Annotated in this window: 22 protein-coding genes and 1 other RNA gene; 15 read left to right on the top strand and 8 right to left on the bottom strand. The window is 66.2% G+C overall.

What is annotated here, in order from left to right; translation table 11 throughout:
• The first annotated feature begins 111 nt into the window (after positions 1–111).
• From ACQR2C_RS01865 to ACQR2C_RS01825, 9 genes are all read left to right on the top strand, one after another.
• Complete coding sequence (locus ACQR2C_RS01865; protein WP_434880295.1) at positions 112–3,885, top strand: AsmA family protein; 3,774 nt, start codon at positions 112–114, stop codon at positions 3,883–3,885.
• Positions 3,886–3,916: 31 nt separating this feature from the next.
• Positions 3,917–4,858, top strand: a complete 942-nt coding sequence (locus ACQR2C_RS01860) for a LysR family transcriptional regulator (RefSeq protein ID WP_316183616.1) — start codon at positions 3,917–3,919, stop codon at positions 4,856–4,858.
• Between the two features lie 122 nt (positions 4,859–4,980).
• Positions 4,981–5,862 (top strand): shikimate dehydrogenase, encoded by an 882-nt coding sequence (locus tag ACQR2C_RS01855; RefSeq protein WP_434845799.1) that lies wholly within the window; start codon positions 4,981–4,983, stop codon positions 5,860–5,862.
• A gap of 79 nt (positions 5,863–5,941) precedes the next feature.
• Positions 5,942–7,081 (top strand): ABC transporter substrate-binding protein, encoded by a 1,140-nt coding sequence (locus ACQR2C_RS01850; RefSeq protein WP_434880294.1) that lies wholly within the window; start codon positions 5,942–5,944, stop codon positions 7,079–7,081.
• 74 nt (positions 7,082–7,155) lie between these two features.
• Entirely contained in the window at positions 7,156–8,031 is an 876-nt protein-coding gene (locus tag ACQR2C_RS01845) for a branched-chain amino acid ABC transporter permease (RefSeq protein WP_315805536.1), read from the top strand.
• Positions 8,028–9,026 carry a branched-chain amino acid ABC transporter permease gene (locus ACQR2C_RS01840; RefSeq protein ID WP_316217695.1) on the top strand — a complete coding sequence of 333 codons (999 nt, stop codon included), beginning with the start codon at positions 8,028–8,030 and terminating at the stop codon, positions 9,024–9,026. The genes ACQR2C_RS01845 and ACQR2C_RS01840 overlap by 4 nt, the downstream gene beginning before the upstream one ends.
• Complete coding sequence (locus ACQR2C_RS01835; RefSeq protein ID WP_315805538.1) at positions 9,023–9,766, top strand: ABC transporter ATP-binding protein; 744 nt, start codon at positions 9,023–9,025, stop codon at positions 9,764–9,766. Before ACQR2C_RS01840 ends, ACQR2C_RS01835 begins: the two co-directional genes overlap by 4 nt.
• Before the next feature lie 11 nt (positions 9,767–9,777).
• Entirely contained in the window at positions 9,778–10,515 is a 738-nt protein-coding gene (locus ACQR2C_RS01830) for an ABC transporter ATP-binding protein (RefSeq protein ID WP_316183611.1), read from the top strand.
• A complete protein-coding gene (locus ACQR2C_RS01825; RefSeq protein ID WP_434880293.1) occupies positions 10,512–12,386 on the top strand; it encodes a bifunctional sugar phosphate isomerase/epimerase/4-hydroxyphenylpyruvate dioxygenase family protein in 1,875 nt (624 codons plus the stop codon). Before ACQR2C_RS01830 ends, ACQR2C_RS01825 begins: the two co-directional genes overlap by 4 nt.
• A gap of 1 nt (position 12,387) precedes the next feature.
• Here ACQR2C_RS01825 and ACQR2C_RS01820 read toward each other — a convergent pair whose 3' ends face one another.
• Positions 12,388–13,311, bottom strand: a complete 924-nt coding sequence (locus tag ACQR2C_RS01820; protein ID WP_434880292.1) for a LysR family transcriptional regulator — start codon at positions 13,309–13,311, stop codon at positions 12,388–12,390.
• A 90-nt stretch (positions 13,312–13,401) separates the two neighbouring features.
• Here ACQR2C_RS01820 and ACQR2C_RS01815 point away from each other — a divergent pair, with 90 nt between their 5' ends.
• Positions 13,402–14,190, top strand: coding sequence for an NAD(P)H-dependent oxidoreductase (locus tag ACQR2C_RS01815; protein WP_316239615.1), 789 nt, complete (start codon positions 13,402–13,404; stop codon positions 14,188–14,190).
• A gap of 18 nt (positions 14,191–14,208) precedes the next feature.
• Here ACQR2C_RS01815 and feoB read toward each other — a convergent pair whose 3' ends face one another.
• From feoB to ssrA, 7 genes are all read right to left on the bottom strand, one after another.
• Positions 14,209–16,086, bottom strand: a complete 1,878-nt coding sequence (gene feoB / locus ACQR2C_RS01810) for a ferrous iron transport protein B (protein ID WP_434880291.1) — start codon at positions 16,084–16,086, stop codon at positions 14,209–14,211.
• A gap of 20 nt (positions 16,087–16,106) precedes the next feature.
• Positions 16,107–16,382 carry a FeoA family protein gene (locus ACQR2C_RS01805; RefSeq protein WP_315805544.1) on the bottom strand — a complete coding sequence of 92 codons (276 nt, stop codon included), beginning with the start codon at positions 16,380–16,382 and terminating at the stop codon, positions 16,107–16,109.
• Between the two features lie 107 nt (positions 16,383–16,489).
• Positions 16,490–16,777 carry a ribbon-helix-helix domain-containing protein gene (locus tag ACQR2C_RS01800; RefSeq protein WP_434845805.1) on the bottom strand — a complete coding sequence of 96 codons (288 nt, stop codon included), beginning with the start codon at positions 16,775–16,777 and terminating at the stop codon, positions 16,490–16,492.
• Positions 16,777–16,962, bottom strand: a complete 186-nt coding sequence (locus ACQR2C_RS01795; RefSeq protein WP_315805546.1) for a DUF4169 family protein — start codon at positions 16,960–16,962, stop codon at positions 16,777–16,779. Before ACQR2C_RS01795 ends, ACQR2C_RS01800 begins: the two co-directional genes overlap by 1 nt.
• Positions 16,963–17,200: 238 nt before the next feature.
• Positions 17,201–18,625 (bottom strand): class II fumarate hydratase, encoded by a 1,425-nt coding sequence (gene fumC, locus ACQR2C_RS01790; protein WP_315805547.1) that lies wholly within the window; start codon positions 18,623–18,625, stop codon positions 17,201–17,203.
• 96 nt (positions 18,626–18,721) lie between these two features.
• Positions 18,722–19,252, bottom strand: coding sequence for an SspB family protein (locus ACQR2C_RS01785; RefSeq protein WP_315805548.1), 531 nt, complete (start codon positions 19,250–19,252; stop codon positions 18,722–18,724).
• Positions 19,253–19,513: 261 nt separating this feature from the next.
• Positions 19,514–19,868: a transfer-messenger RNA gene (gene ssrA / locus ACQR2C_RS01780) on the bottom strand.
• A gap of 94 nt (positions 19,869–19,962) precedes the next feature.
• Between ssrA and ACQR2C_RS01775 the strand changes: the two genes are divergently transcribed.
• The 5 genes from ACQR2C_RS01775 (at position 19,963) to ACQR2C_RS01755 (ending at position 24,551) form a co-directional block, all read left to right on the top strand.
• A complete protein-coding gene (locus ACQR2C_RS01775; RefSeq protein ID WP_315805595.1) occupies positions 19,963–20,559 on the top strand; it encodes a chromate transporter in 597 nt (198 codons plus the stop codon).
• Positions 20,556–21,089, top strand: coding sequence for a chromate transporter (locus ACQR2C_RS01770; RefSeq protein ID WP_315805596.1), 534 nt, complete (start codon positions 20,556–20,558; stop codon positions 21,087–21,089). Before ACQR2C_RS01775 ends, ACQR2C_RS01770 begins: the two co-directional genes overlap by 4 nt.
• Positions 21,090–21,185: 96 nt before the next feature.
• Positions 21,186–21,965 carry a tripartite tricarboxylate transporter TctB family protein gene (locus tag ACQR2C_RS01765; protein WP_434880290.1) on the top strand — a complete coding sequence of 260 codons (780 nt, stop codon included), beginning with the start codon at positions 21,186–21,188 and terminating at the stop codon, positions 21,963–21,965.
• Positions 21,966–21,972: 7 nt separating this feature from the next.
• Complete coding sequence (locus ACQR2C_RS01760; RefSeq protein WP_434874757.1) at positions 21,973–23,487, top strand: tripartite tricarboxylate transporter permease; 1,515 nt, start codon at positions 21,973–21,975, stop codon at positions 23,485–23,487.
• Positions 23,488–23,756: 269 nt separating this feature from the next.
• Positions 23,757–24,551, top strand: coding sequence for a thymidylate synthase (locus ACQR2C_RS01755; RefSeq protein ID WP_316183603.1), 795 nt, complete (start codon positions 23,757–23,759; stop codon positions 24,549–24,551).
• The last annotated feature ends 2 nt before the right edge of the window (positions 24,552–24,553 follow it).

Below are 24,553 nucleotides of genomic sequence, written 5' to 3'. Positions count from 1 at the left end.
CGCCATACTTAATCCTATATGATGCAGCGCTCCGGTATCGATGCCAGTGGGCCGCGGCCGTATTGGCTTTAAGGTTGGGACGCCGGAGCGTTGTCCTTTGAGGGAGACCCCGTGCAGACGACCCTGCTCGGCTTGGCGATTGCCTTCATCCTTGCGCTCCTTGCTGCGCTGATCGGCCCGTACTTCGTCGACTGGAACCAGTTCCGGCCGCAGTTCGAGGCCGAGGCGGGCAAGATCATTGGCGTGCCCGTGCGGGTCGCCGGTGCGCTGGACGCACGGCTGTTGCCGACGCCGACCTTGCGGCTGCGCCAGGTCACCTTCGGCGGCGCCAACGATCTCGGCAAGCTGCGCGCCGACAAGCTCGACGTCGAGCTCAGCCTCGGCGATCTGATGCGCGGCGAGTGGCGGGCGAACGAGCTCACCATCGGCGGCATGGCGGCCGATCTCGGGCTGGATGCCAAGGGCCAGGTCGACCTGCCGGCCGCGTCGGGCCGGTTCAATCTGGCGGCGCTCGCGATCGACCGGCTCAACCTCACCGGCCGAGTCGCCCTGCACGACGCCGCCAGCCGCTCGACACTGGAGCTGACAGACATCGTCTTCTCCGGCGACGTGCGTTCGCTGGCCGGCTCGCTGCGCGGCGACGGCGCGGTGTCGATCCGCGGCGGCCGCTACCCGTTCCGGGTGTCGTCGAGCCAGGACAAGGACTCCAACGGCCTGCGCGTCCACCTCAACATCGATCCGGGCGAGCGTCCCGTGATGGCCGACATCGAAGGCCTCATCAGCTTTCCCAACCGCTCGCCGAAGTTCGAGGGCGCGCTGACCCTGTCGTCGCCCCCGAAGGAGCAGGGCGCCGACAACGACAAGCCCGCCCAGTCTGCGAAGGAGCCACCGGCGAAGCAGGCCCAACAGGCCAAGGCCCGTCCGCTGAACCAGGCCGGCGCGACGCCTTGGCGCATCGCCACCAAGGTCGTCGGCGACCAGGCGTCGGCCAAGCTCGACCAGATCGAGGTCAGCTTTGGCCAGGAGGATCGCTCGCTGAAATTCGCGGGCAGCGGCGACATCCGTTTCGGCGCCGCCCCCGTGCTGAAAGCCTCGCTGTCCGCACGCCAGCTCGATGCCGACAAGCTCCTGGCCGGCGGGGACGACATCAAGGACCGGCGGGCGATCGCGCCCGCGCTGGTGCTGCCGGCGCTGCGCAACTGGATCGCACAACTGCCGACCTTGCCGATGCCGGCCAACGTGCAGTTCGCGACCGAGCAGATCATGCTCTCCGGCCGTCCGGTACAGAACTTCACCGCCGACCTGCACAACGAACCTTCGGCATGGAGTCTCGAGAAGGTCGACCTGCGCGCGCCCGGCTCGACGCGGCTGACGTTCCGGACCATCGGCATCTCGACCTCGGTGACATCGGGCTTCACCGGCGCTCTCGATCTCGAATCGTCGGAGCCCGACACGCTGGTGGCCTGGCTGCAGGGCCGCAGCGACAGCAGCTATCGCACCCAGCGCCCGCTGCGGCTGCGCGGCGACCTCAACGTGGCGCCGGAGCGGGTCGCGATCGACAGCCTCAAGGCCGATATCGACGGCGGCTCCGTCGACGGACGCGTCGCTCTCGTCAACCGGCCAGCGGGGCCGGGCTCGCGTTTCGAGGCGGTGCTGAAGGGCGATCGGCTCGATCTCGACGCCGCGATGGCCGTGACCCGCTCGCTGGTCGGCGTCACCGGCGAGTGGCCGGCGGAGGCCAGCGTGGCGCTCGACGTCGCCCGCGCCAAGCTCAGCGGCCAGGAGCTGCGTCCGCTCACCGCGCGCTTTTCCTATGATCCCAAGACCATCGCCATCGACCAGATCAAGTTCGGCCAGAGCAGCGGCGTGACGAGCGAGGGCTCCGGCCGGTTCGATCGCGCCGACGCAACCGGACGGCTGGTGGTGACCTCGATGGCCGGCTCGCTCAAGGAGATCACGGCGCTGGTGCAGCCGCTCGCGCCGCAGATCGCCGCCCGCTTCGATGCGCTCAGTATGCCGCCCGGCGCCGCCCGGCTGAAGCTCACGCTCGATCTCGCCAAGGACCCAGCCAACGCCGATCGGAGCCAGGCCAAGGCGGTGCTCGATCTCGACGCGCCACAATTGAAGGGCTCGGCGACGCTGACGGCCAAACCCTCGGCCGCGGCGCTGCGCAGCTTCGAGGTCGATGCGATCGATCGAACGGAGCTTGGAATCGAGAGCCGGGTGTCGTCGGAGCAGGGCAGCGCCGTGCTGGCGCTGTTCGGGCTCGATCGCGTGGCGGCGGCGGGCACAGGTCCGGCCCAGTTCGATGCCAGCGTGACCGGCGGCTGGCGGGCGCCGCTGCGGGTGAATGCCAAGCTCTCCGGCGCCGGTCTCGATGGCGATGCGCAAGGCACTGTCGATCCCTGGGGCGACACCGCAAAGGCCAACGTCAATCTGCGCCTGCGCAGCGCCAACCTGTCGCCCTTGTTTGGATTGAAGCCGCAGGATCCGGGCGCGCAGAACGTCCGCCTGTTCAGCCGTCTCGGTCTTTCCAACAATCGCCTGACGCTCGACGACATCGACAGCACGGTGGGTGGATCGCGGCTGCGCGGCCGGCTCGCGCTGGTGCTCGACGACGACAAGCAGATCGAGGGCGAGCTCGGGCTGGATGCGCTCGACGTGCCGCAAGTGGTATCGGTGCTGATCGGAGCGGCCGGGCGTGAGCCCGCCGAGCCTCTCGGCGCAGGTCTCTTGAAGGGGTGGCGCGGGCGTGTCTCGTTCCAGGCCCTCAGCGGCGCCATTCTGAATGGCATTGATCTGCATCCGCTGGGCGGCGCCATCAAGAGCGACGGCCAGTCGCTGACCATCGAGAACCTCAAGGGCAAGCTCGGCGGCGGCGACGTCGCCGCGACCATCGATGCGCGCTCCAACGCGAATGGTCTCGTCCTGAACGGCCGCGTCGAGCTCGCCGGCATCGACGGCAACGCGCTGCGCTATCACAGCCTGAAGATGCCGGCCGGCAAGGTCTCGGCCCAGATGACGCTCGCCGCCGAAGGACGCAGCGTGCAGGCACTGGTCAATGCGCTCTCGGGCAATGGCACGGTGACGCTCGACAATGCGGCGCTCCCCAATCTCGACCCGCGGGCGTTCGATGCGGCGTTGCGCGCGGCCGACGCCGGCCAGGTGAGCGACGACGGCAAGTTGCGGCAGGTGATCGAGCCGGTGCTGACGTCGGGGACGTTGCCGGTCGCGTCTGCTCAGATCCCCTTCATCATCCGCGACGGCCGGCTGCGGGTCGGCGCCACCACGCTCGACGCGCAAGGCGCCCGCGTCATCGTGTCCGGCGGCTTCGACATTCCGGCGGACAATGCCGACATTCGCGCCAGCCTGAGCGCCAATACGGTCGGCAATGCCAACAGCCGTCCGGAGATCCAGTTGTTCGTGGTCGGGACGTCCGAGGCGTTGACGCGCGCGGTCGACGTCACCTCCCTGTCGTCGTGGCTGGCGGTGCGCGCGATCGATCGCGAAACGCGGCGTCTGGATGCGATCGCGCGCGGCGAGGTGCCGCCGGCCTATCCATCGTCGACGGCGTCGCTGCCCGGTGCACCCGAGGCTGGCCCGGCGGCACCGAGCGCGGCCGACGTGCCGCTGCCCGGTCGTGATCCACGGCGCGAGCCGCGCGCCAAGCTGGGTGGTCCGCGCGCCGTCGTGTCGCCGCTGACACCGCCGCTCTCCGCTCCCGCCCCTGCGCCTCAGCCGGCGGCACCGATGGCATCGAGCCAGCCGCAAGTCGCGCCCTTGCCGCCGCCGGTCGAGATCAAGCCCGCGCCGGGGGCGCTGCCGCCGCGCCCACGGCCGGTGCCGCGCCCGCCGGTCGTGCTGACGCCGCCGGGCAGTCCGTGATTCCGGCCGAAGGCGTGCGGGGACCGCGCCGATGATGACCTTGCGACAGGTCGAGGTCATTCGCGCGGTCATGGTGACGGGCACCATCAACGGCGCCGCGCGCCTGCTGAAGGTGTCGGCGCCGGGTGTCAGCCGTCTGGTGAAATACACCGAGCGCTCGCTCGGCATCCGCTTCTTCCAGCGCCAGAACGGCCGCTACTTTCCGACGCCCGAGGCGCAGAACATCTTCGAGCAGATCAACAGCGTCTACGAGAAGGTCGACGATCTCAGCTACATCATCTCCAACATCGGCCGTGGCGCGCTGTCGGAACTGCGCGTCGGCTCGGTGCCCAGCATCTCCCAGGTGATGGTGCCGCGCGCGATCGAGCGCGTCCGCCGCCGCTATCCTGATTTGGGCATCGACATCAACATCCTCAAGATCGAGGAGGCGATCGACTATCTGATGCTGGGCAAGGGCGAGTGCGTCGCGATGAGCTACCGGCTCGATCATTCCGGGCTCGAATTCCTTCCTCTCGCCTCAGGCGAACTGTTCTGCATCGTCCCGCCAGGCCACGAGCTCGCCGGCCGCAAGCAGGTCTCCGCCGCGGAGATGACTCGCTATCCGTTGATCGGTATCGATCCCAACGACCCTTACGGCCGGATCATGGCCGAGATCTTCGCGCGCAACAAACTCAGCTACAACATCTCGATCAAGGCGCGCTTCGGCACCACGGTCTGCGCGCTGGTGAAGGCGGGGCTCGGCATCGCGGTGATTGACCAGTTCACGGTCGCGCATGGCGGCTATCCTGGCATCGAGCTGCTGAAGATCGCCGAGCCGACGCGGTTCGACACCTACATCGCGGTCAAGCGCGGCACGCCGCTGTCGCTTTACGCGGAGCACTTCATCGACTGCCTGCGTGCCGAGATGCGCGCACTGGAGCCGGGCCGGCGGCAGGTTGCGAGGCCGGGGAAGGCGGCGCTCGTCAAAAAATAACATGATGTTAGGTTCAGCGGATATTTGGGTAATTGTGTTAGCTGGCGGACGCGCTATCGTCCGCGACGCCATTCATCGCTCGTGCGGCGATCGCGCGAGCGGCAGCAGAGACTGAAGCCAACGTGCCCGATCTTTCCGCGCTCAAAGCCCGCAAATTCCTGACCGGCCTGATCGGTGCGCCGATCGCGCATTCGGCCTCTCCTGCCATGCACGAACATGCCGCGGCGGCGCTCGGCGTGCGCTGCCACTACCAGCTCATCGAGGTGGCCGGCGCCGACCGGGCCGGTCTGTCCGCGCTGCTGGAAGGCGTGCGCCGGCTCGGCTTTGCCGGGGTCAACGTGACCTATCCTTACAAGGAAGCCGTGGTCGAGCTGCTCGACGAGCTCGCGCCGAGGGCGGCGGCGATGGGCGCGGTGAATACCGTCGTCGTTCGCGACGGCCGGCTGATCGGCCACAACACCGACACCACCGGGTTCGAGCGAGCCGTCGCGCCACTCATCAGCCAGACCGATCGCGGCGTCGTCGCGTTGGTCGGGGCCGGCGGGGTTGGCAAGGCGATCGCCTTCGCACTTGCAAACCTCGGAGTCGCCGGCCTGCGCATCTACGACACTGAGCGCACGCGCGCGGAGAAGCTGGCGAGGCTGCTGCCGGCCGGCAACACGGTAACGGTCGCGGACAGCGTCGAAGCGGCACTGCACGGCGCAGTTGGCGTCGTCAACGGCACGCCGATCGGGATGTTGCCGAACCGCGGTACGCCGGTGCCTGATCATTTGTTGCGCGCCGACCTCTGGGTCGCCGACGCGGTCTATTCGCCGCTCTGGACGCCGCTGCTGAAAGCCGCCAAAGCCAGGGGAGCCCGGGTCCTGCTCGGCCGCGAGCTCGCGATCTACCAGGCTGCGGACGCCTTCGAGTTGTTCACCGGCCTGGCGCCCTCGACCGAGGCGATGGGGGCTGCGTTCGACAACCACATGGCGGAGAGATATCCGGCGGTTGACGCCGCCTGAGCCGACGGTCAATACGCGCCGGAACAAGTCGTTCAAGCAAGAAACGCAAACAAGCGTTTAAGTCAGAGGAGGAAACAACGTGAGATCGATCATCCTGGCTGGCCTGTGCTCAGCCACGCTGCTGTCCGGTGCCGCCTACGCGCAATCCGGCGCCCCCATCAAGATCGCCGATGTCGCCGAGCTCTCCGGCGGCGGCGCGACCGTCGGCAACAACTGGAAGAACGGCATCGACCTCGCCGTCGAGGAAATCAACGCCAAGGGCGGCATCCTCGGTCGCAAGATCGAGGTGAGCCACGCCGACTCGCAGTCGAACCCCGGCATTGCGCGTGCGCAGGTGCAGAAGGCGCTCGATGGCGAGCCCTACGTGCTGCTCGGGCCGGGCTATTCCGGCTCGGTGAAGGTGACGGCGCCACTGGCGGCCGAGGCCGGCATCACCCAGATCATGGGCGGCGAAGCGGCCGAGCTCACGCAGGCCGGCAACAAGTTCCTCTTCCGCACGTCGTTCGGCCAGCAGTCCTCGATGCCGAAGGTCGCCAAGTACATCAACGACGAGCTGAAGGCGAAGTCGGTCGCGGTGGTCTGGGTCAACAATGATTTCGGCCGCGGCGGCCGCGACGTCATCACCAAGGAATTCAACCGTCTCGGCATCAAGGTCGCGGCCGACCTGTCGACCGAAGCCGGCCAGGCGGACTTCGCGGCCGACGTCAGCAAGATCAAGGCGGCGGCGCCGGACGCCGTCTTCATCTACGTCAACGAGGAAGAGAGCGCGCGCATCCTGAAGGAGATCAAGCGCCAGGGTGTGACTGTGCCGCTGATCGGCGAGACCACGCTGGTCGGCCAGAAGGTGATCGAGCTCGCCGGCGATGCCGCCAACGGCGCTCGCGGCCACGTCGGTCTCACCACCGACGCACCGATCGAGGCCATCAAGGCGTTCCGCGACCGCTTCGTGAAGAAGTACAACTACGTGCCCGATCACAACGGCATCAAGGGCTATCTCGCGATCTACATGGTCAAGGCCACGACCGAGAAGATGGGCAAGGTCGACTCCAAGGCGTTCGCCGACACGCTGCACGGCCTGACCATCAAGACCTCGACTGAGCCGAACATCCTGATGGATGTGACCTTCGACCAGAACGGCGACATCGATCGCCAGGGCTTCCTGGTCGAGGTCGTGGAAGGCAAGCAGGTCGTGAAGCAGGTGTTGCCGAAGCTCAACTGAGGACAACGGTCGATCGGCGGCGCCGGTGTGGTGATGTCCGGCGCCGCCGTCACCCAAGGGCTCACGGGGAAACCATGTCCAATCTGCTCGACCTGATCGTGGCGGGACTCGCCACCGGCGCCATCTACGCGCTGGTCGCCGTCGGCTTCACCTTGCTGTGGCAGACCTCGCAGACCATCAACTTCGCCCAGGGCGAGTTCGTGATGCTGCCCGCCTTCCTGATGCTCGCGGTCATGCATCTCGGCGCGCCGTTCTGGCTCGCGGTGCTCGCCGGCGTGCTGCTGTCGGCGCTGCTGCTCGGTCTCGCCTTCAAGATGCTGCTGGTCGATCCGATGCTGCGGCACGGCGTGCTGCCGCTGGCGATCGCCACCATGGCGCTGGCGATCGGGATCAAGGAGGCCGTGAAGCAGTTCTTCAGCGCCGAGGCCTCGCCGTTTCCGTCGATCGTTCCCGCGGGCGATATCAGCGTGCTTGGCCGTGTCATCTCGCTGCAGAGTCTCGGCGTGCTCGCCGTTGCAATCCTGGCCGTCGTCGGCCTGACCACGCTGCTCAATCGCACCTCGCTCGGCCACCAGATGCAGGCGGCGGCGCAGAATCCGACGGTGGCGCGCATCATCGGCGTTCCCGTCGAGCGCATGATCCTGCTGACCTTCCTGATCAATGCCGTGCTGGTCGCGCTGGCCTCGCTGCTGATCACGCCGATCTATCTTGCCAAATTCTCGAGCGGCGAAGTGCTCGGGCAGGCGGCGTTCATCGCCGCGATCGTCGGCGGCTTCAACCAGGTGCGCGGCGCGATCGCCGGCGGTCTCCTGATCGGTGTCGTCGACAACCTCGCCGCGGCCTACGTCTCCACCCAGTATCGCGCGGCTGTTCCGATGGTGCTGCTGATCCTTGTCATCCTGTTCCGGCCGCAGGGCCTGCTCGGACGAGCCGAGGAGCGCACGGTATGACCCGGAACGGCAGACTGCTCCTCGCCGCGCTGGCGATCGTCGTCATCGCCGGCCTGATCATCATCCCGATGAACTTCAACCGCTACGGCCTCTATATTCTCAGCCAGTGGGCGGTGATGACCATCGCGGCGATGGGGCTCAACCTCACGCTCGGCTATGCCGGGCAGGTGTCGCTTGCGCAGGGCGCTTTCGTCGGCATCGGCGCCTACGGGGCTGCCATCCTCACCACCCATGGCTGGCCGCTGATATCGGCGCTCGGGCTCGTCATCATCGTCTGCTTCATCGTCGGCTGGCTGTTGGGCTATCCGGCGCTGCGCGTGCAGCATCACTATCTCGCCTTCGTCACGCTCGCGTTTTCGACCCTGGCGTTCCTGGTGTTCCGCAACGAGAGTTGGCTCACCAACGGCATCTACGGCATCAGCAACATTCCGCGCCCCGAGATCTTCGGCTTCCCGACCCGCAAGCCGTTGCCGTTCTACTATCTCTGTCTTGGCTCGCTCGGCCTCGTGACGCTGGCGATGTGGTGGCTGATCCGCTCGCCCTGGGGCCGCGCCTTCATGGCGCTACGCGAAAATCCGATCAGGGCGCAATCGCTCGGCATCGACACCAGACGCTATACGCTGATGGCGTTCGCGATCGGCTCGGTGCTCGGCGGCATCGCCGGAGTGCTCTATGCGCCGCTGACGCAATATGTCGATCCCGTGCCGTTCAACCTGCAGCTCTCGCTCGATCTCCTGATGATGGTGATCGTCGGCGGTGCCGGCTTCATGCTCGGGCCGTTCCTCGGCGCCATGATCGCGGTGCTGCTGCCGGAGTGGCTGCGCTTCGCCGAGGGCTATTATCTGATGCTCTACGCGGCCGCCGTGATCGTGCTGCTGATCTATTCGCCGAGCGGCATTCTCGGCATCCTCGACCGCTATCTCAGCTCACGGCGCACCCAGGCGGCATCCGCATTGCGGGCGGCGGCTCAATCCAAGCTGGAGGCCGCGCGATGACCGCAGTCCTCGACGTTCGCGACGTCAAGAAGAGTTTTGGCGGCATCACCGCCGTCAACGGCGTCAGCTTCGACGTGCAGGAGGGCGAGATCCTCGGCCTGATCGGCCCCAACGGCTGTGGCAAGTCGACGCTGTTCAACTGCATTCTCGGCCAGCTCGTGCCGAGCGGGGGCGAGGTGAGGGTGGACGGCAAGCTCGTCACCGGCCAGCGTCCGTCCGAACTGAACCGCCTCGGCGTCAGCCGCACGTTTCAGCTCTTGCAGGTCTTCCCGAAGCTGTCGGTGCGCGACAATCTGATCCTCGCCGGCCAGGAGCATCGCGGCAGCATGCTGTCGCGCCTGTTTGGTCCGTCGGATGCAGGGCTCACCGAGACCGCCGATCAGATGATCGGCTTCTTCAAGCTGGAGCATCTCGCCAACGAGCCGGCCGGCGGCCTGTCCTACGGGCAGCAGAAGCTGCTCGATGCCGCGATGGCGTTCATGGGCGGTCCACGGCTGGTGCTGCTCGACGAGCCCGCCGGCGGCGTCAATCCGACCATGCTCGGCGATCTCAAGGACCGGCTGATCGCGATCAACCGCGAGCGCCGCGCCACCTTCGTCGTGATCGAGCACAACATGGAGTTCGTGATGTCGCTGTGCTCGCGCGTGATGGTGATGGCGGAGGGCAAGGTGCTGGCGATCGGCAAGCCCGACGAGATCAGGGCCAATCCGGCCGTGATCGAAGCCTATCTCGGACACTGACGGAGCCGACGATGAGCGATCCCATTCTCGACGTCCAGAACCTCGTCGGCGGCTACGGCAAGATGACGATCCTCAACGGCACGACGTTCTCGGTGCCGGCGGGATCGATCACCACCGTGATCGGTCCGAACGGTGCCGGCAAGTCGACGGTGTTCAAGGCGATCTTCGGTCTGTTGAAGCTGCGCGAAGGCAAGGTCATCTTCAAGGGCCGCGACGTCACCGGCTTCAGCCAGCGCGCGCTGCTCGGCGCGGGCGTCTGCTACATCCCGCAGGGCCGCAACATCTTCGGCGAGCTGTCGGTGCGCCACAATATCGAGCTCGGCGGCGTTGCCGCGCCGCGTGAGATCGATCTTGCTGCGCGCGTCGAGGCGGCGCTCGACGTGTTTCCGGTGCTGCGCAAGAAGGCGGATCGGCAGGCCTCGACGCTGTCCGGCGGCGAGCAGAAGCAGCTCGAGATCGCGCGCGGGCTGCTGCTCGAGCCGCAGCTCGTGCTGATCGACGAGCCGTCGATCGGGCTGTCGCCGTTGATGGTGCAGCAGACCTTCGACATGCTGAAGCAATTGCGCGACCGCGGCGTCTCGGTGCTCCTGATCGAGCAGAATGCACGCTCGGCGCTGGAGATCTCGGACTACGGCATCGTGCTCGAGCTCGGTCGCACCCGCATCATCGACAAGGCCGATCGCGTGCTGGCCGATCCGCGCATCGGCCAGCTGTTCCTGGGCGGCGCGATGGAGGAGACGGCGGCATGAACCAGCGCTCGATCGCCACGGTCTCCATCTCTGGCGCGCTCGACGAGAAGCTCAAGGCGATCGCTGCCGCCGGCTTCGACACGGTCGAGATCTTCGAGAACGATCTGGTCGCGTTCGGGATGCGGCCGCGCGAGATCGGGCAGATGTGCCGCGACCTCGGCCTTTCGATCTGCGCCTATCAGCCGTTCCGCGATTTCGAGGGCATGCCGGAGCCGCAGCGCGCGCGCAACTTCGTCCGTGCCGAGCGCAAATTCGACCTGATGCAGGAGCTCGGCACCGACCTGCTGCTGATCTGCAGCAGCGTGTCGCCGGCCGCGCTCGGCGGCATCGACCGCGCCGCCGCGGATTTCCACGAGCTCGGCGAGCGCGCCGCGAGGCGCGGCTTGCGCGTCGGCTACGAGGCGCTGGCCTGGGGCCGCCATGTGCACGACTATCGCGATGTCTGGGAGATCGTGCGCCGCGCCGATCACAAGGCGATCGGCGTCATCCTCGACAGTTTTCATGCGCTGGCGCCGGCGCTGCCGACCAATGCGATCCGCGCCATTCCCGCCGACAAGATCTTCCTGGTCCAGTTGGCCGACGCACCCAAGCTCGAACTGGACGTGCTGTCCTGGAGCCGGCACTTCCGCAGCTTTCCCGGGCAGGGCGACCTCCCGGTCGGCGAGTTCATGGAGGCGGTCGCCGCGACCGGCTATTCCGGGCCGCTGTCGCTGGAGATCTTCAACGATCAGTTCCGTGCCGGCTCGGCGCCACGCACGGCGCTCGACGGCATGCGTTCGCTGCTGCTGTTGCAGGATGACCTCGCCGGAAAAATCCCCGCGGCGTCGGCAGAGCCCCGCTTCGCGCCTCGCGTGAAGAGCCACGGCATCGGCTTTGTGGAATTCGCGGTCAGCGAGGACAAGGCGGAGTCGCTCGCCGCATTGTTCGGGCAGCTCGGCTTCCGCAAAACCGGGCGGCATCGCAGCAAGGCGGTGCAGCGCTGGTCGCAGGGCGCGATCGAGCTGGTGATCAATTGCGAGCCGGCGAGCTTCGCGCATTCGCACTATATCACGCACGGTTCCGGCGTTTGCGCGTTGGCGTTGGATGTCGACAGTGCGGACCGTGCCATGGCGCGGGCGCAGTCCTTGAAGACGCGCACCTTCACCCAGCCGGTCGGGCCGGGCGAGCTGGAGATCCCGGCGATCCATGGTGTCGGCGGCAGCCTGCTGTATTTCCTCGATACCCACGGCCGTCACTGGGATGTCGACTTCGAACCGGTCGCCAGCGACAAGACGACTGATCGGCTCTTGGCCGTCGATCACATCGCACAGTCGATGCCGCATGAGGAGATGCTGTCCTGGCTGTTGTTCTATGCCGGGATCATCGACTTCTCGCGCCTGCCGCAGATGGAGATCGCCGATCCCAGAGGCCTCGTGCAGAGCCAGGCGATCGTCAACGGCGATCGCAGCCTGCGCTTCATCCTCAACGGCTCGACGGCGACGCGCACGCTGTCGTCGCGTTTCATCTCCGAGTTCTTCGGCTCGGGCGTCCAGCACATCGCCTTCGCCTGCGACGACATCTTTGCAGCCGTGGCCGAAATGCGCGCCCGCGGCGCCGGCTTCCTCGACATTCCCGACAACTACTACGACGATCTCGAAGCGAAATACGATCTAGCGCCCGAGACCATCGCGGCGCTCCGCGCCAACGAGATCCTGTACGACCGCGACGGCGACGCGGAGTTCTTCCAGGTCTACACCCACATTTTCGAGGAGCGCTTCTTCTTCGAGATCGTGCAGCGCCGCAACTACCAGGGCTTCGGCGCCGCCAACGCCGCGATCCGGCTGGCGGCGCAGGCGCGCGAGGTGCGGCCGGACACGATGCCGCGGCTGTAGCTCAGGGCTCCGGCCGGATCCCAGGCAGACTGACGATTGCCGCCGCCAGGTCTTCGATCACCAGCCGGACGCGCGCGATGCCGGCGCGCTCCGGGACGATCAGCATGCTGAGCGGAACCGACGGCAGCCTGTAGTCGGGCAGGAGCACCGTCAGCCTGCCCTCGGTGATGAGATCGTCGACCAGCCAGGCATGGGCTGCGGCGATGCCGCGCCCGGCCAGCACGGCTTCGCGCACCGCGAGGCCGTGATTGGTTCGGAAGCGGCCGCTGAAAGGCACCTCGTGGCGCTGGCCGTCGCCGGACATCAGCGCCAGCACGTCGCTGCCGGCGACATTGGGCATGCGGATGCCGTCATGGCCGAGCAGATCCTGCGGTACGCGCGGCGTGCCGCGTCCTGCCAGATAGCCCGGCGCCGCCACCAGCAGCCGGTGCGAATGGCCGAGTGCGCGCAGCTTCATCGAGCTGTCAGTGAGCGGCGCGAGACGGAGCGCGATGTCGACGCCCTCGCGCACCAGATCGATGCGCTCGTCGGTCAGATTGAGATCGATCGCGATGTCCGGATAGCGGTCCTGGAACGCGAACACCAGCCGGGTGATGTGCAGGATGCCGAACGCGGCCGTGCAGGAGATGCGGATCGTGCCGCTGGCGGCTCCACGCGTGCCGCGCGCCTCGTCGCCGGCCTGCTCGATCAGGCGCAGGATCTGGACGCAGTTGGCATAATAGAGGCTGCCCTCGGTGGTCAGGGTGACGCGCCGGGTGGTGCGGCTCAGCAGGGGAACGCCGATCGCGTCTTCAAGCTCCTGGAGATGACGCGAGATGGTGGACTGACCCAGCCCAAGCTCACGCGCGACGGCCGACAGGTTGCCCCGTTCGGCGACGCGAACGAAGCTGCGCATGTTGACGATGCTGACGTCCAACTTATCCATAATTCGGCATAATGTTATCGATAGCAGCCATATAGTGGATGAACGAGGCCGGGTCTATCTCCTGGATTGTTCCAGCCAAGGGATCAAGCCATGAATGTGCTGCTCGTCTTCGCCCACCCCGAACCCCGCTCGCTGAACGGCGCCCTGCGCGACGCCGCTGTCGCCGAGCTTCGGTCGCAAGGTCATCAGGTCAGGGTCTCGGATCTCTATGCGATGGGCTGGAAGGCGGCCGCCGACCGCGCCGACTTTCCGCAACTGCCGCCCGATGTGCGCCTCAACGTCGCCACGGCCTCCGGCGAGGCGTTCAAGACGCACTCGCTCACCGACGACGTCAGGGCGGAGCAGGAGAAGCTCCTATGGGCCGACGCGGTGATCCTGCAGTTTCCGCTGTGGTGGTTCACGATGCCGGCGATCCTCAAGGGCTGGGTCGACCGGGTCTATTCCTACGGCTTCACCTACGGCGTCGGCGAGCACAGCGACAAGCGCTGGGGCAACCGCTATGGCGAGGGCGTGTTCGCCGGCAAGCGCGCGATGCTCGTGGTGACCACCGGCGGCTGGCAGGAGCACTATTCGGAGCGCGGCATCAACGGGCCGATCGACGATCTCCTGTTTCCCATCAACCACGGCATCCTGTTCTATCCCGGCTTCGACGTACTGCCGGCCTTCGTGGCGCACCGGGTGAACCGGCTCGACGAGGCGGGCTTCGCGGACATCGCCGCGCGGCTCCGCGCGCGGATGCGGACGCTGTTCACGGATCAGCCGATCCCGTACCGGCGGCAGAACCACGGCGATTACCTGATCCCGTCGATGCAGCTGCGTCCCGAACTCGGGCATGCCGACGCGCGCGGCTTCGCGCTGCATGTCGACGCTGTGCGATGACGTTGCCGCGGCGCGGGCTCAGCCCGCGCCCATCGCGACCGCGATGTGGTAGGTCGCGAACGCCGCCGCATAGGCGAGCGCGAACATGTAGAAGAAGGTCACGGCCATCCAGCGCCAGCTGCCGGTTTCGCGGCGGATGACGGCGAGCGTCGAGGCGCATTGCGGGGCGAAGATGTACCAGGCGAGCAGCGCCAGCGCCGTGGCGAGGCTCCATTTGCTCGCCAGCACCTGGCCGATCTGCTCGGCCGCCTCCTTGCCGCCCTCGATCGCATAGACGGTGCCGAGCGCGGCGACCGCGACCTCGCGGGCGGCCATGCCGGGCACCAGCGCGACCGCGATCTGCCAGTTGAAGCCGACCGGCGTGAGCAGGGGAGCGATCGCCTGGCCGATCATCGCCGCGAGGCTGTAATTGATCGCAGGCTCGGTGGCGCCCTCCGGCGGCTGCGGGAACGAGGCCAGGAACCAGATCAGCACCATCATCGCGAAGATCGTGGTGCCGGCGCGCTGCAGGAACATCTTGGCGCGGGTGTAGACGCCGATCGCGATGCTGCGCAACCGCGGCATCTTGTAGTCCGGCAGCTCCAGCATGAACGGTGCCGGCTGGTAGTCGCGCATCAGGAAGAACTTCACCAGGAACGACACCAGCAGCGCGCTGATGATCCCGGCGGCGTAGAGCCCGAACATCACCAGTCCCTGCAGGTTGACCAGGCCCCAGACCTTGGTCGGCGGGATGAAGGCCGAGATGATCAGCGTATAGACCGGAATCCGCGCCGAGCAGGTCATCAGCGGCGCGATCAGGATGGTGGTGAGCCGATCGCGGCGGTTGTCGATCACGCGCGTTGCCATGATGCCGGGAATGGCGCAGGCAAAGCTCGAGAGCAGCGGGATGAATGCGCGGCCATGCAAGCCGGCGCCGCCCATGATGCGGTCCATCAGGAACGCCGCGCGCGCCATGTAGCCGAAATCTTCCAGGAGCAGGATGAACAGGAAGATGATCATGATCTGCGGCAGGAAGACGATGACGCTGCCGACGCCGGAGATCACGCCGTTCTGCAGGAAGCTCTGCAGCAGGCCCTCGGGAAGCTCGTCGTGAACGAGCTGGCCGAGCGCATCGAAGGCCGCCGACAGCACCTGCATCAGCGGCTGCGCCCAGGCGAACACCGCCTGGAACATCACGAACAGGATCGCCAGCAGGATGAGCAGCCCGCCGACCGGATGCAGCGCGACCGAATCGATCCGGGCGGTCCAGGTGTCCGGCCGCTCGGGCAGGCTGACCGTCTCCGCGATGATACGGTCGGCCTCGCGCTGGGTGGCGCGCAGCTCCGGAACCGTGAGCGGACGCCAGGTGTTGGCGCGCTCTCCGGTGGCCTCGGCCGCCTGGGCCAGGAGCTCGTCGGTCAGCCGCAGCAGGTCGTCGGTGCCGCCCTTGCGCACGGCGATCGACGTCACCACCGGCACGCCCAGCGCCTGCGACAGTGCGGGAACGTCGACCGTCACGCCACGCCGCTTGGCGATGTCGAACATGTTGAGCACGAGCGCCAGCGGCCGGCCGGTGCTCTTGAGCTCGAGCAGCAGCCGGACCGTCAACCTGAGGTTGGTGGAATCGGCAACGCACAACACCAGGTCGGGCAGGACCTCGCCGGTGGCGCGTCCCAGCACGAAATCCCGGGTGATTTCCTCGTCGGGGCTGCGGCCGCGCAAGGAATAGGTGCCCGGCAGGTCGACCAGCGAGACCTGACGGCCCTGCGGGGTGACGAAGCCGCCCTCTTTGCGCTCGACCGTGACCCCGGGATAATTCGCGACCTTCTGGCGGCTTCCCGTCAGCGCGTTGAACAGCGAGGTCTTGCCGCTGTTGGGCGTACCCACCAGGGCCAGATGCAGCAGAGGGCTTTCCATGACGACGCTTTCCGCGCGGCCTATGCCACGATGACGGCCATGGCCTCGCGCCGGCGGACCGCGACGGTGATGTTGTCGACACGGACGGCGATCGGGTCTCGCCCGACGATCCCCTCATGCAGGATTTCGACCCGGGCGCCCTCGACGAAGCCCAGTTCGATCAGCCGGCTCTCCAGCTCAACGTCCGGCAACGACGACGCCGCGCCGCCAGCGGCCAGATGCTGGATCGTTCCGGTATAGCCCCTTCGGGCCAGACCGAGCGGCTGAGGCGGCCGTGTATCGCAGATTTCGCTCATAGCCTGTATTTTCAATCGCGTGCCAAGAGGTCAAGCGCGGCATGTTAAATGCCGCGGCATCTTAGAGCGATTTTAAACAGACCGGGCGGGCCGCCGTCTGATCTGCCTCAAGGAGCGGCAGCGGCGGCCGTGTGCCGGGTGTCCACCGCCGCCTTCGGCTCGATGCCTGAAGACGCTGCGGCGCGGCTCTTGAAGTGGTCGAGCACGAACAGCCGGATCGCCGACGACAGGTTGCCCTGCTGGCGATTGTTGTCGATCTCCCCGACCAGTTCGGACAGGGTCATGTTACGGAGACCCGAAATCTCCTTCATGCCGTTCCAGAAGGCCTCTTCGAGGCTTACGCTGGTCTTGTGACCTGCGACCACGATAGAACGTTTTACGACGGGCGACTTCATCACGCGTCCTCGCCATTGATACGATGTTGATCGAGTAATTCGTTCGCGCGCTTGTCGCGTTGGGCGTCAGTTGCGCGTTCGGACTTCGTCCTGCCGAAGCGAGCGCGGTTGCCTTCGGCGACCTTTGCTGCCTGATCGCGCTCCACGCGCTTTCTGAAACGCTTCAAGTTGATGATGTCACCCATGCTTGCTCCAATCATCTAAGGCATCGAACATCACGACGAGAGCATGCGCATTGCGCGGATGAGCTCAGGCGTTCTCCAGACAATCACGTCATCGCTCCCTGATAGTTCGATGGCCATTCGCGTCGTTGCGAGCTGGATTTGTTTACTCACCAAACGCAGCAGAACTTGTAGTCGAGAGTATCCTTTAGGGGTTAACAGCGAGAATTGCATCACCCCCCGTAGTACTACGGGACTACCGCTACGCTCGCCCCGGCCTCGTCATCCTCTCGGGTTGAACGAGGCGGTCGAATTCCTCTTCGGAGACGAGACCGAGCCGCAAAGCTTCCTGTTTCAGCGTGGTGCCGCGCTGATGCGCTGATTTCGCGACTTTGGCGGCGTTGTCGTAGCCGATCTTCGGCGCAAGCGCCGTCACCAGCATCAGCGAGCGCTCCATCAGCTCGCGAATGCGAGCAGTGTCGGCCTGGATTCCGGTCACGCAATGTTCGCTGAATGAACGTGCTGAATCACCTAGTAATTGTATGGACTGCATCATGCAATGTGAGAGCAATGGTTTGTAGACGTTCAGTTCGAAATGACCCTGGCTGCCGGCCATGGTGATCGCCGTGTGATTGCCGAACACCTGGCAGCACACCATCGTGAGCGCTTCGCATTGCGTCGGGTTCACCTTGCCCGGCATGATCGAGGAGCCCGGCTCGTTCTCCGGCAGGATCAGTTCTCCCAATCCGGAGCGGGGGCCTGATCCGAGGAAGCGGATGTCGTTGGCGATCTTGAACAGGCCGGTGGCCGCCGCATTGAGCGCGCCATGGGCGTAAACATAGGCGTCGTTGGACGCAAGCGCCTCGAATTTGTTGGCGGCACTGGTGAAGGGCAGGCCGGTGGCGTCGGCAACATGCTTGGCGAACAGCTTCGCGAACTTCGGATCCGCGTTCAGGCCAGTGCCCACGGCGGTGCCGCCCTGCGCCAGCGGCAGGAGATCCCGCGCCGCGATCTCGATTCGTGCGATCGCGTTCTCGACCTGCGTGGCGTAGCCGGAGAACTCCTGGCCGAGCGTGAGCGGCGTGGCGTCCTGGGTGTGGGTGCGGCCGATCTTGACGATGTCCGCGAACGCGTCCTGCTTGGCACGCAGCGCCGCCAGCAGCTCCGACAGCGCCGGCACCAGATGGCCCGCGATCGCGCGCGCCGCGGCGATGTGCATCGCGGTGGGGAACGAGTCGTTGGACGACTGGCTCATGTTGACGTGGTCGTTCGGATGAACGGGCTTCTTGGTGCCGCGCTCGCCCCCCAGCAGCTCGCTGGCGCGATTGGCGATCACCTCGTTGAGGTTCATGTTGCTCTGGGTGCCCGAGCCGGTCTGCCAAACGACCAGCGGGAAATGGTCGTCGAGCTTGCCGTCGATGACCTCCTGCGCCGCCTGGACGATGGCGTCCGCCATGCGTGGCTCGAGCAGGCCGAGCTCGCGGTTGGCCTGGGCCGCGGCCAACTTCACCAGCGCGAGCGCGCGCACGATGCCGATCGGCATGCGGTCGTGGCCGATGCGGAAATTCTGCCGGCTGCGCTCGGTCTGCGCGCCCCAATAGCGGTCGGCGGCGACCTCGATCGGGCCGAAGCTGTCGGTCTCCGTGCGCGTCGATCCGTGCGATGATGAATCAGCTGAATGTGCCATGAAGCATGCCCATGATTGATGGTGAACCGGCGTCGACCGGTTCAAGCATGCTTCAATCTAGTGGTCCAACCGCCGTTCCGCGCGCGGCGAATGGGCCTATTTCTTGCGGAAACGGTCCAGGCGCACGACCTCTGCGCCTTCCCCCGGCGAGGTCGGCGGGAGCGGCTTGTCGTCGCTGGTCTCGGCCGGCGTCGCAGGCAGCGGCCCGGCGATGGCCGATGGCGTCGGTGCGGCCGGCAGCTTCGGCGCGGCCGGCGTCTCGGCAATCGCCTCCGACGGCTCGAACTGCAGTCCGAATTGCACGGACGGATCGAAGAAGCTCTTGATCGCGTGGAACGGCACCACGAGGCGCTCAGGGATGCCGCCGAACGACAGGCCGACCTCGAACCGGTCCTCCGAAACCACCAGATCCCAGAACTGGTGTTGCAGGATGATCGTCATCTCCTCCGGATATTGCGCGAGCAGCCGCGGCGACAGCTTGACGCCCTCGGCCTTGGAGATGAACGTGATGAAGAAATGGTGCTCGCCCGGGAGCCCGTGGGCGGCAGCGTCGGTCAGCACCCGGCGCAGCACCCCGCGCAACGCGTCGCGCGCCAGCACATCGTATCGAATATGATCCGTCGCCATGATCGGTCCTGTGTCGTGAGGGCTGCGCCCGACGTGTCGAGCCGCCGCGCCCGGCAGGCAGCAGCATTCCCGACTCGCGTCAGTCACATCGTACCCGGCATCGGCGCCGAGGTCAGCAGCCATGCCGGTCGATCGCCAGATATGGGAACGGGTAGAAGCTGGCGGAAGTCCGGTCAACGGCGGAATGAACGGGTGCCGCGCCAAAAAACTGGGGACGGCACAGCCCGTGGAAGGAAACCGGTTAACGTGGAGGCAGGTGAAAGTGGAGGCTTCTGTTGCCAGGTGCCTCCGAACCCCGCCTAACGGAGCTTAACCCGTTAGGACTTTAAGGTGGTCTTTCAAACTGCGTTACGCAGCCTGAGCAACCGGAGCAAAGTTGTCGTTGGCAACTATTGCAGTAGCCCGATAACGGCGGAACAATACCGGGAAAAAGCTCGCCCTTTACGCCCTCGTCGATCCTATTTCGCCCCCGCCAAAACCCATCTGTCGGTGGGTTTTGGTGGAGGCGCCGGGTACCGCCCCCGGGTCCGAATGGTTTATTTCGACGGCGATTTATTTCCATAGCCGGCAAGCCGGCACCCCCTATATAGGCCGCCGGCCGGCGGATGCACAGGGCCGAAACGCCGCGGCGCGCGACAAAAATGTGGGCGGCTGCCGGGAACCTCTGGTTCGACCTTGGCAGCCTGGTTTTCGTCCTCCTACAGTGCGGCATGCCTCCCGAAGTTGCGCAGGTTGCCTCTCCCGCGGCCGACATCGCCAGACACCCGCCCAGCCTCCGCACGCTCTTCTTCGCATTCGCGAAAATGTCGCTGTCGGGCTTCGGCGGCGTGCTGGTGTTCGCGCGGCGTGCGATCGTCGACGAGCATCGCTGGATGACGGCGGAGGAGTTCAACGCGACCTTCGCGCTCTGTCATTTCCTGCCCGGACCGAACATCGTGAATTTCTCCGTGGTGTTCGGCGCGCGATTGCGCGGTGTCGCGGGCGGAATCGCTGCGTTTGCCGGCCTGCTCGGACCCCCGATGCTGCTGATCACCTCTCTCGGCGCCATCTACGGTCATTTTGGACAAGCCGACACGTGGCGACGGGCGCTTGCAGGCGTGTCCTGCGTGGCCGTTGGCCTGCTGGCGTCGGTGGTGTTTCGCATGATCTCGCCGCTCCTCAAGAAGAGCGACGTGGCGGGCGTTGTCGTCGTCGCTGGCGTGTTCGTGGCGATCGGGCTGGCGCGCCTGCCGCTTCAGGAGGTTCTGCTGGTGGCCGTGCCGCTCAGCCTTGCCGTCACCTATGCCAAGACGCGGTGGGCACGATGAGCGGGGACGACAATCCGTTGTTCCAGCTGTTCTGGACCTTTGCGTTGATCTCGCTGTTTGCGGTTGGCGGCGCCGTGGCGGCGATTCCCGAACTGCAACGTGTTGCAGTCGAGGCCCGGCACTGGATGACAGACAAACAGTTCGCCGACCTGTTCGCACTGTCGCAATTGTCGCCCGGGCCCAACGTTCTGATCGTCACCCTGATCGGCTATTCGGTCGCAGGCGTGGCAGGTGCGGCGGTCGCGACGATCGCGATGTGCGGTCCCACTGCCGTGCTCTCCTATTTCGTCAGCCGTTGGCTCTCGAATGCGCGGGATGCGCGCTGGCCCGCCATGCTGCAGGCGGCGCTGGTGCCGTTGTCGATCGGCTTGATGGCGGCGAGCGCATGGATTCTCGGTCAGGCTTCCGACCAGACGTGGCGGGCGTTCGCGCTGACGGTCCTTGCCGCACTCGTTGCATCTATGACGCGACTCAATCCGCTCTGGCTGCTCGCCGCAGGCGGCTGCCTTGGTTTCGCTGGCCTTCTCTAGGGAAAGCCGCTAGCAAAACAGAAGCGCGACCGGTTTGCTCCGGGCCGCCGAACGAAAACAGTGCCGGCCATCAAGGCCGATCGGGGAGGGCGAGGCATGGCCGAGACCACGGGCCAATTGTCGGGCGAAACGGCGGGCATGCCGGCCGCCCGCAGCGTGACCGGCGCATCGATCATTCTGGTCCTTGCCTTCGCGCCACAGATCATCGAGCTGCTGATCGCCTTGGCCGGTCTTGTCGGTCCACTATCCGGACGCGGTCCGCTGCAGGTCATTGCGGCCCATGCGTCGGCCTTGTCGATGGCGATCCCGAGCCTGGCGCAGCAATATGCCGCAAGCGGCAAGACCTCGCTGTCTTCCGATGTTCTGCTGGCTCTCATCTACACCTATCCGCTGATCGCGGTCGCAGTGTTCACATTCATGGTCCGTCCGCGCGCGGCGCAGGACTATTTCGGCGGCGTCGTGCTGATGGCGATCGCGCTGTTCGCGTTGTGGGCCTCCAGCGATCTGCAGGGCATGCGCGGCTTCTCGTTCGGTGCCGGAACTGCGCCGCGGATGTTCGGTCTGCTGCTGCTAGGGCTCGGAGCCGCCGTGGCCGTGATCGGCGTCGTGAGTGAAGGCGCGCAGCTTGCGACCTATCACTGGCGCGGACCGCTGTTCGTCTCGCTCGCGATCCTGACCTTCGCCGTCTCCATTCGCCCGCTCGGACTCTTGATCACGGGGCTTGCAAGCTTCCTGATCGCGGCGATCGGCAGCCCGGAGACGCGCTGGCGCGAGGCCCTGATCGTCGGCATCTGCCTGACCGGCGGCTGCGCGCTGCTGTTCCCCTACGTGCTGGGGTTGCCGATGCCGCTGTTGCCGCGTTTCCTTTTGCAGTGAGGGCGTGATGGATCTGTTTGCAAATCTCGCCCACGGTTTCGTCGTCGCGTTGTCGCCAATCAATCTGCTGATGTGCCTGATCGGCGCGCTGGTCGGCACGCTGGTCGGGGTTCTCCCGGGCATCGGGACCATCGCCACGGTGGCGATGTTGCTGCCGATCACCTTCGGCCTGCCGCCGGTCGGCGCGCTGATCATGCTGGCCGGTATCTATTACGGCGCGCAGTATGGCGGCTCGACCACGTCGATCCTGGTCAACATTCCCGGCGAGGCGACGTCGGTGGTGACCGCGCTCGACGGCTTCCAGATGGCGAAGCAGGGCCGTGCCGGTCCGGCGCTGGCGATCGCCGCGATCGGCTCGTTCTTCGCCGGCTGCGTTGCCACCGTGCTGATTGCGATCCTCGGCGCGCCGTTGACCAAGCTCGCGCTGGCGTTCGGCCCGGCCGAGTATTTCTCGCTGATGGTGCTGGGCCTGATCTTCGCGGTCGTGCTGGCGAAGGGCTCGGTGCTGAAGGCGATCGCGATGATCGTGCTCGGCCTGCTGCTGTCTATGGTCGGCTCGGACATCGAGACCGGTGTGTCGCGCATGGCCTTCAACATTCCCGAGCTCGCCGACGGCCTCGGCTTCGCCACCGTCGCGATGGGCGTGTTCGGCTTCGCCGAGATCATCCGCAATCTCGATGCCGGCGCGGAGATGGACCGCGACCTCGTGCAGAAGAAGATCACCGGCCTGATGCCGACCAGGAAGGATCTGAAAGACTCCACGCCGGCGATCCTGCGCGGCACGCTGCTCGGTTCGATCCTCGGCATCCTGCCGGGCGGAGGTGCGGTGATCGCCTCGTTCGCGGCCTATACGCTGGAGAAGAAACTCGCGCGAGATCCGTCGCGGTTCGGTCGCGGTGCGATCGAGGGCGTCGCGGCGCCGGAGAGCGCCAACAACGCGGCGGCGCAGACCTCCTTCATTCCGCTGCTGACGCTCGGCATTCCGCCGAATGCGGTGATGGCGCTGATGGTCGGCGCGATGACCATCCACGGCATCGTGCCGGGCCCCCAGGTGATGCAGAAGCAGCCTGATCTGGTCTGGGGCATGATCGCCTCGATGTGGATCGGCAATCTCATGCTGATCATCATCAACCTGCCGCTGGTCGGCATCTGGGTGCGGCTCTTGCGCGTGCCATACCGGCTGATGTTCCCGTCAATCGTGATCTTCTGCGCGATCGGCATCTATTCGGTGAACAACGCGCCGGTCGACGTGGTCCTGGCGGGCGCGTTCGGCCTCGTCGGCTACTGGCTGATCAAGCATGATTTCGAGCCGGCGCCGCTGCTGCTCGGCATGGTGCTGGGCCCGCTGATGGAGGAGAACCTGCGCCGGGCGCTGCTGATCTCGCGCGGCGACTGGTCGGTGTTCCTGACGCGGCCGCTGTCGGCCATGCTGCTCGCGATCGCGGCGGGGCTGCTGGTGCTGGCGGTGCTGCCGACGCTGCGCCGCAAGCGCGATGAGGTCTTCGTGGAAAGCGAAGGCTGATCTGGGTCGGCGGACCGGACGCCGGAGGCGCTCGGGACCCTGGTCAAGGGCGAGATCGTCAAATGGTCCGCGGTCCTCAAGCCGGCGAGCTGGTACGGAACGGCCATGGATCGGGAGGAGGGCGGAACGTGCGGTCCCGCCCTTGTCAATTGCGGCTGCGGCCGACATTTTTCGGGGTATAATTGGCGACCGGGCCGAGTCGAGGCTAGGGCCGGGCGATCCCTGCCGTTACATTCGCCGCCTTCCGCGAAAGGCCGCCAGCGCGCACCATGCACCAGTATCACGACCTGCTCGAACGCATCCTGTCCGACGGCGCCGAGAAGCACGACCGCACCGGCACCGGCACGCTGTCGGTGTTCGGCCACCAGATGCGCTTCAACCTTGCGGCCGGCTTTCCGCTGGTGACCACCAAGCGGCTGCCGCTGAAGGCGATCGTGCATGAGCTCTTGTGGTTCCTCAAGGGCGACACCAACATCAAATATCTGCACGATCACGGCGTGACGATCTGGGACGAGTGGGCGGATGGCAATGGCGATCTCGGCCCCGTCTACGGCTATCAGTGGCGCTCGTGGCCGACGCCGGACGGCGGCCATATCGACCAGATCGGAGGCGTGATCGACATGATCAGGCGCAATCCCGATTCGCGCCGGCTGATCGTGACGGCCTGGAACCCGGCCGACGTCGAAAAGATGGCGCTGCCGCCGTGCCACTGCCTGTTCCAGTTCTATGTCGTGAACGGCAAATTGTCGTGCCAGCTCTACCAGCGCTCGGCCGACGTCTTTCTCGGCGTGCCCTTCAACATCGCATCCTATGCGCTGCTGACGATGATGGTGGCGCAGGTGACGGATTTGAAGCCCGGTGAATTCGTGCACTCCTTCGGCGACGTGCATCTCTATTCCAATCACATCGAGCAGGCCCGCCTGCAGCTCACCCGTGCGCCCCGTCCGCTGCCGACCATGACGCTCAATCCGGACGTCAAGGACATCTTCGGCTTCCACTACGAGGACTTCGCGCTCGCCGGCTACGATCCGCATCCGCATATCAAGGCCGAGGTCGCGGTCTGACG

The organism is Bradyrhizobium sp. HKCCYLRH3061, assembly GCF_051168015.1.
GTDB lineage: Bacteria > Pseudomonadota > Alphaproteobacteria > Rhizobiales > Xanthobacteraceae > Bradyrhizobium.
This window is presented reverse-complemented; position numbering and strand designations above follow the sequence as displayed.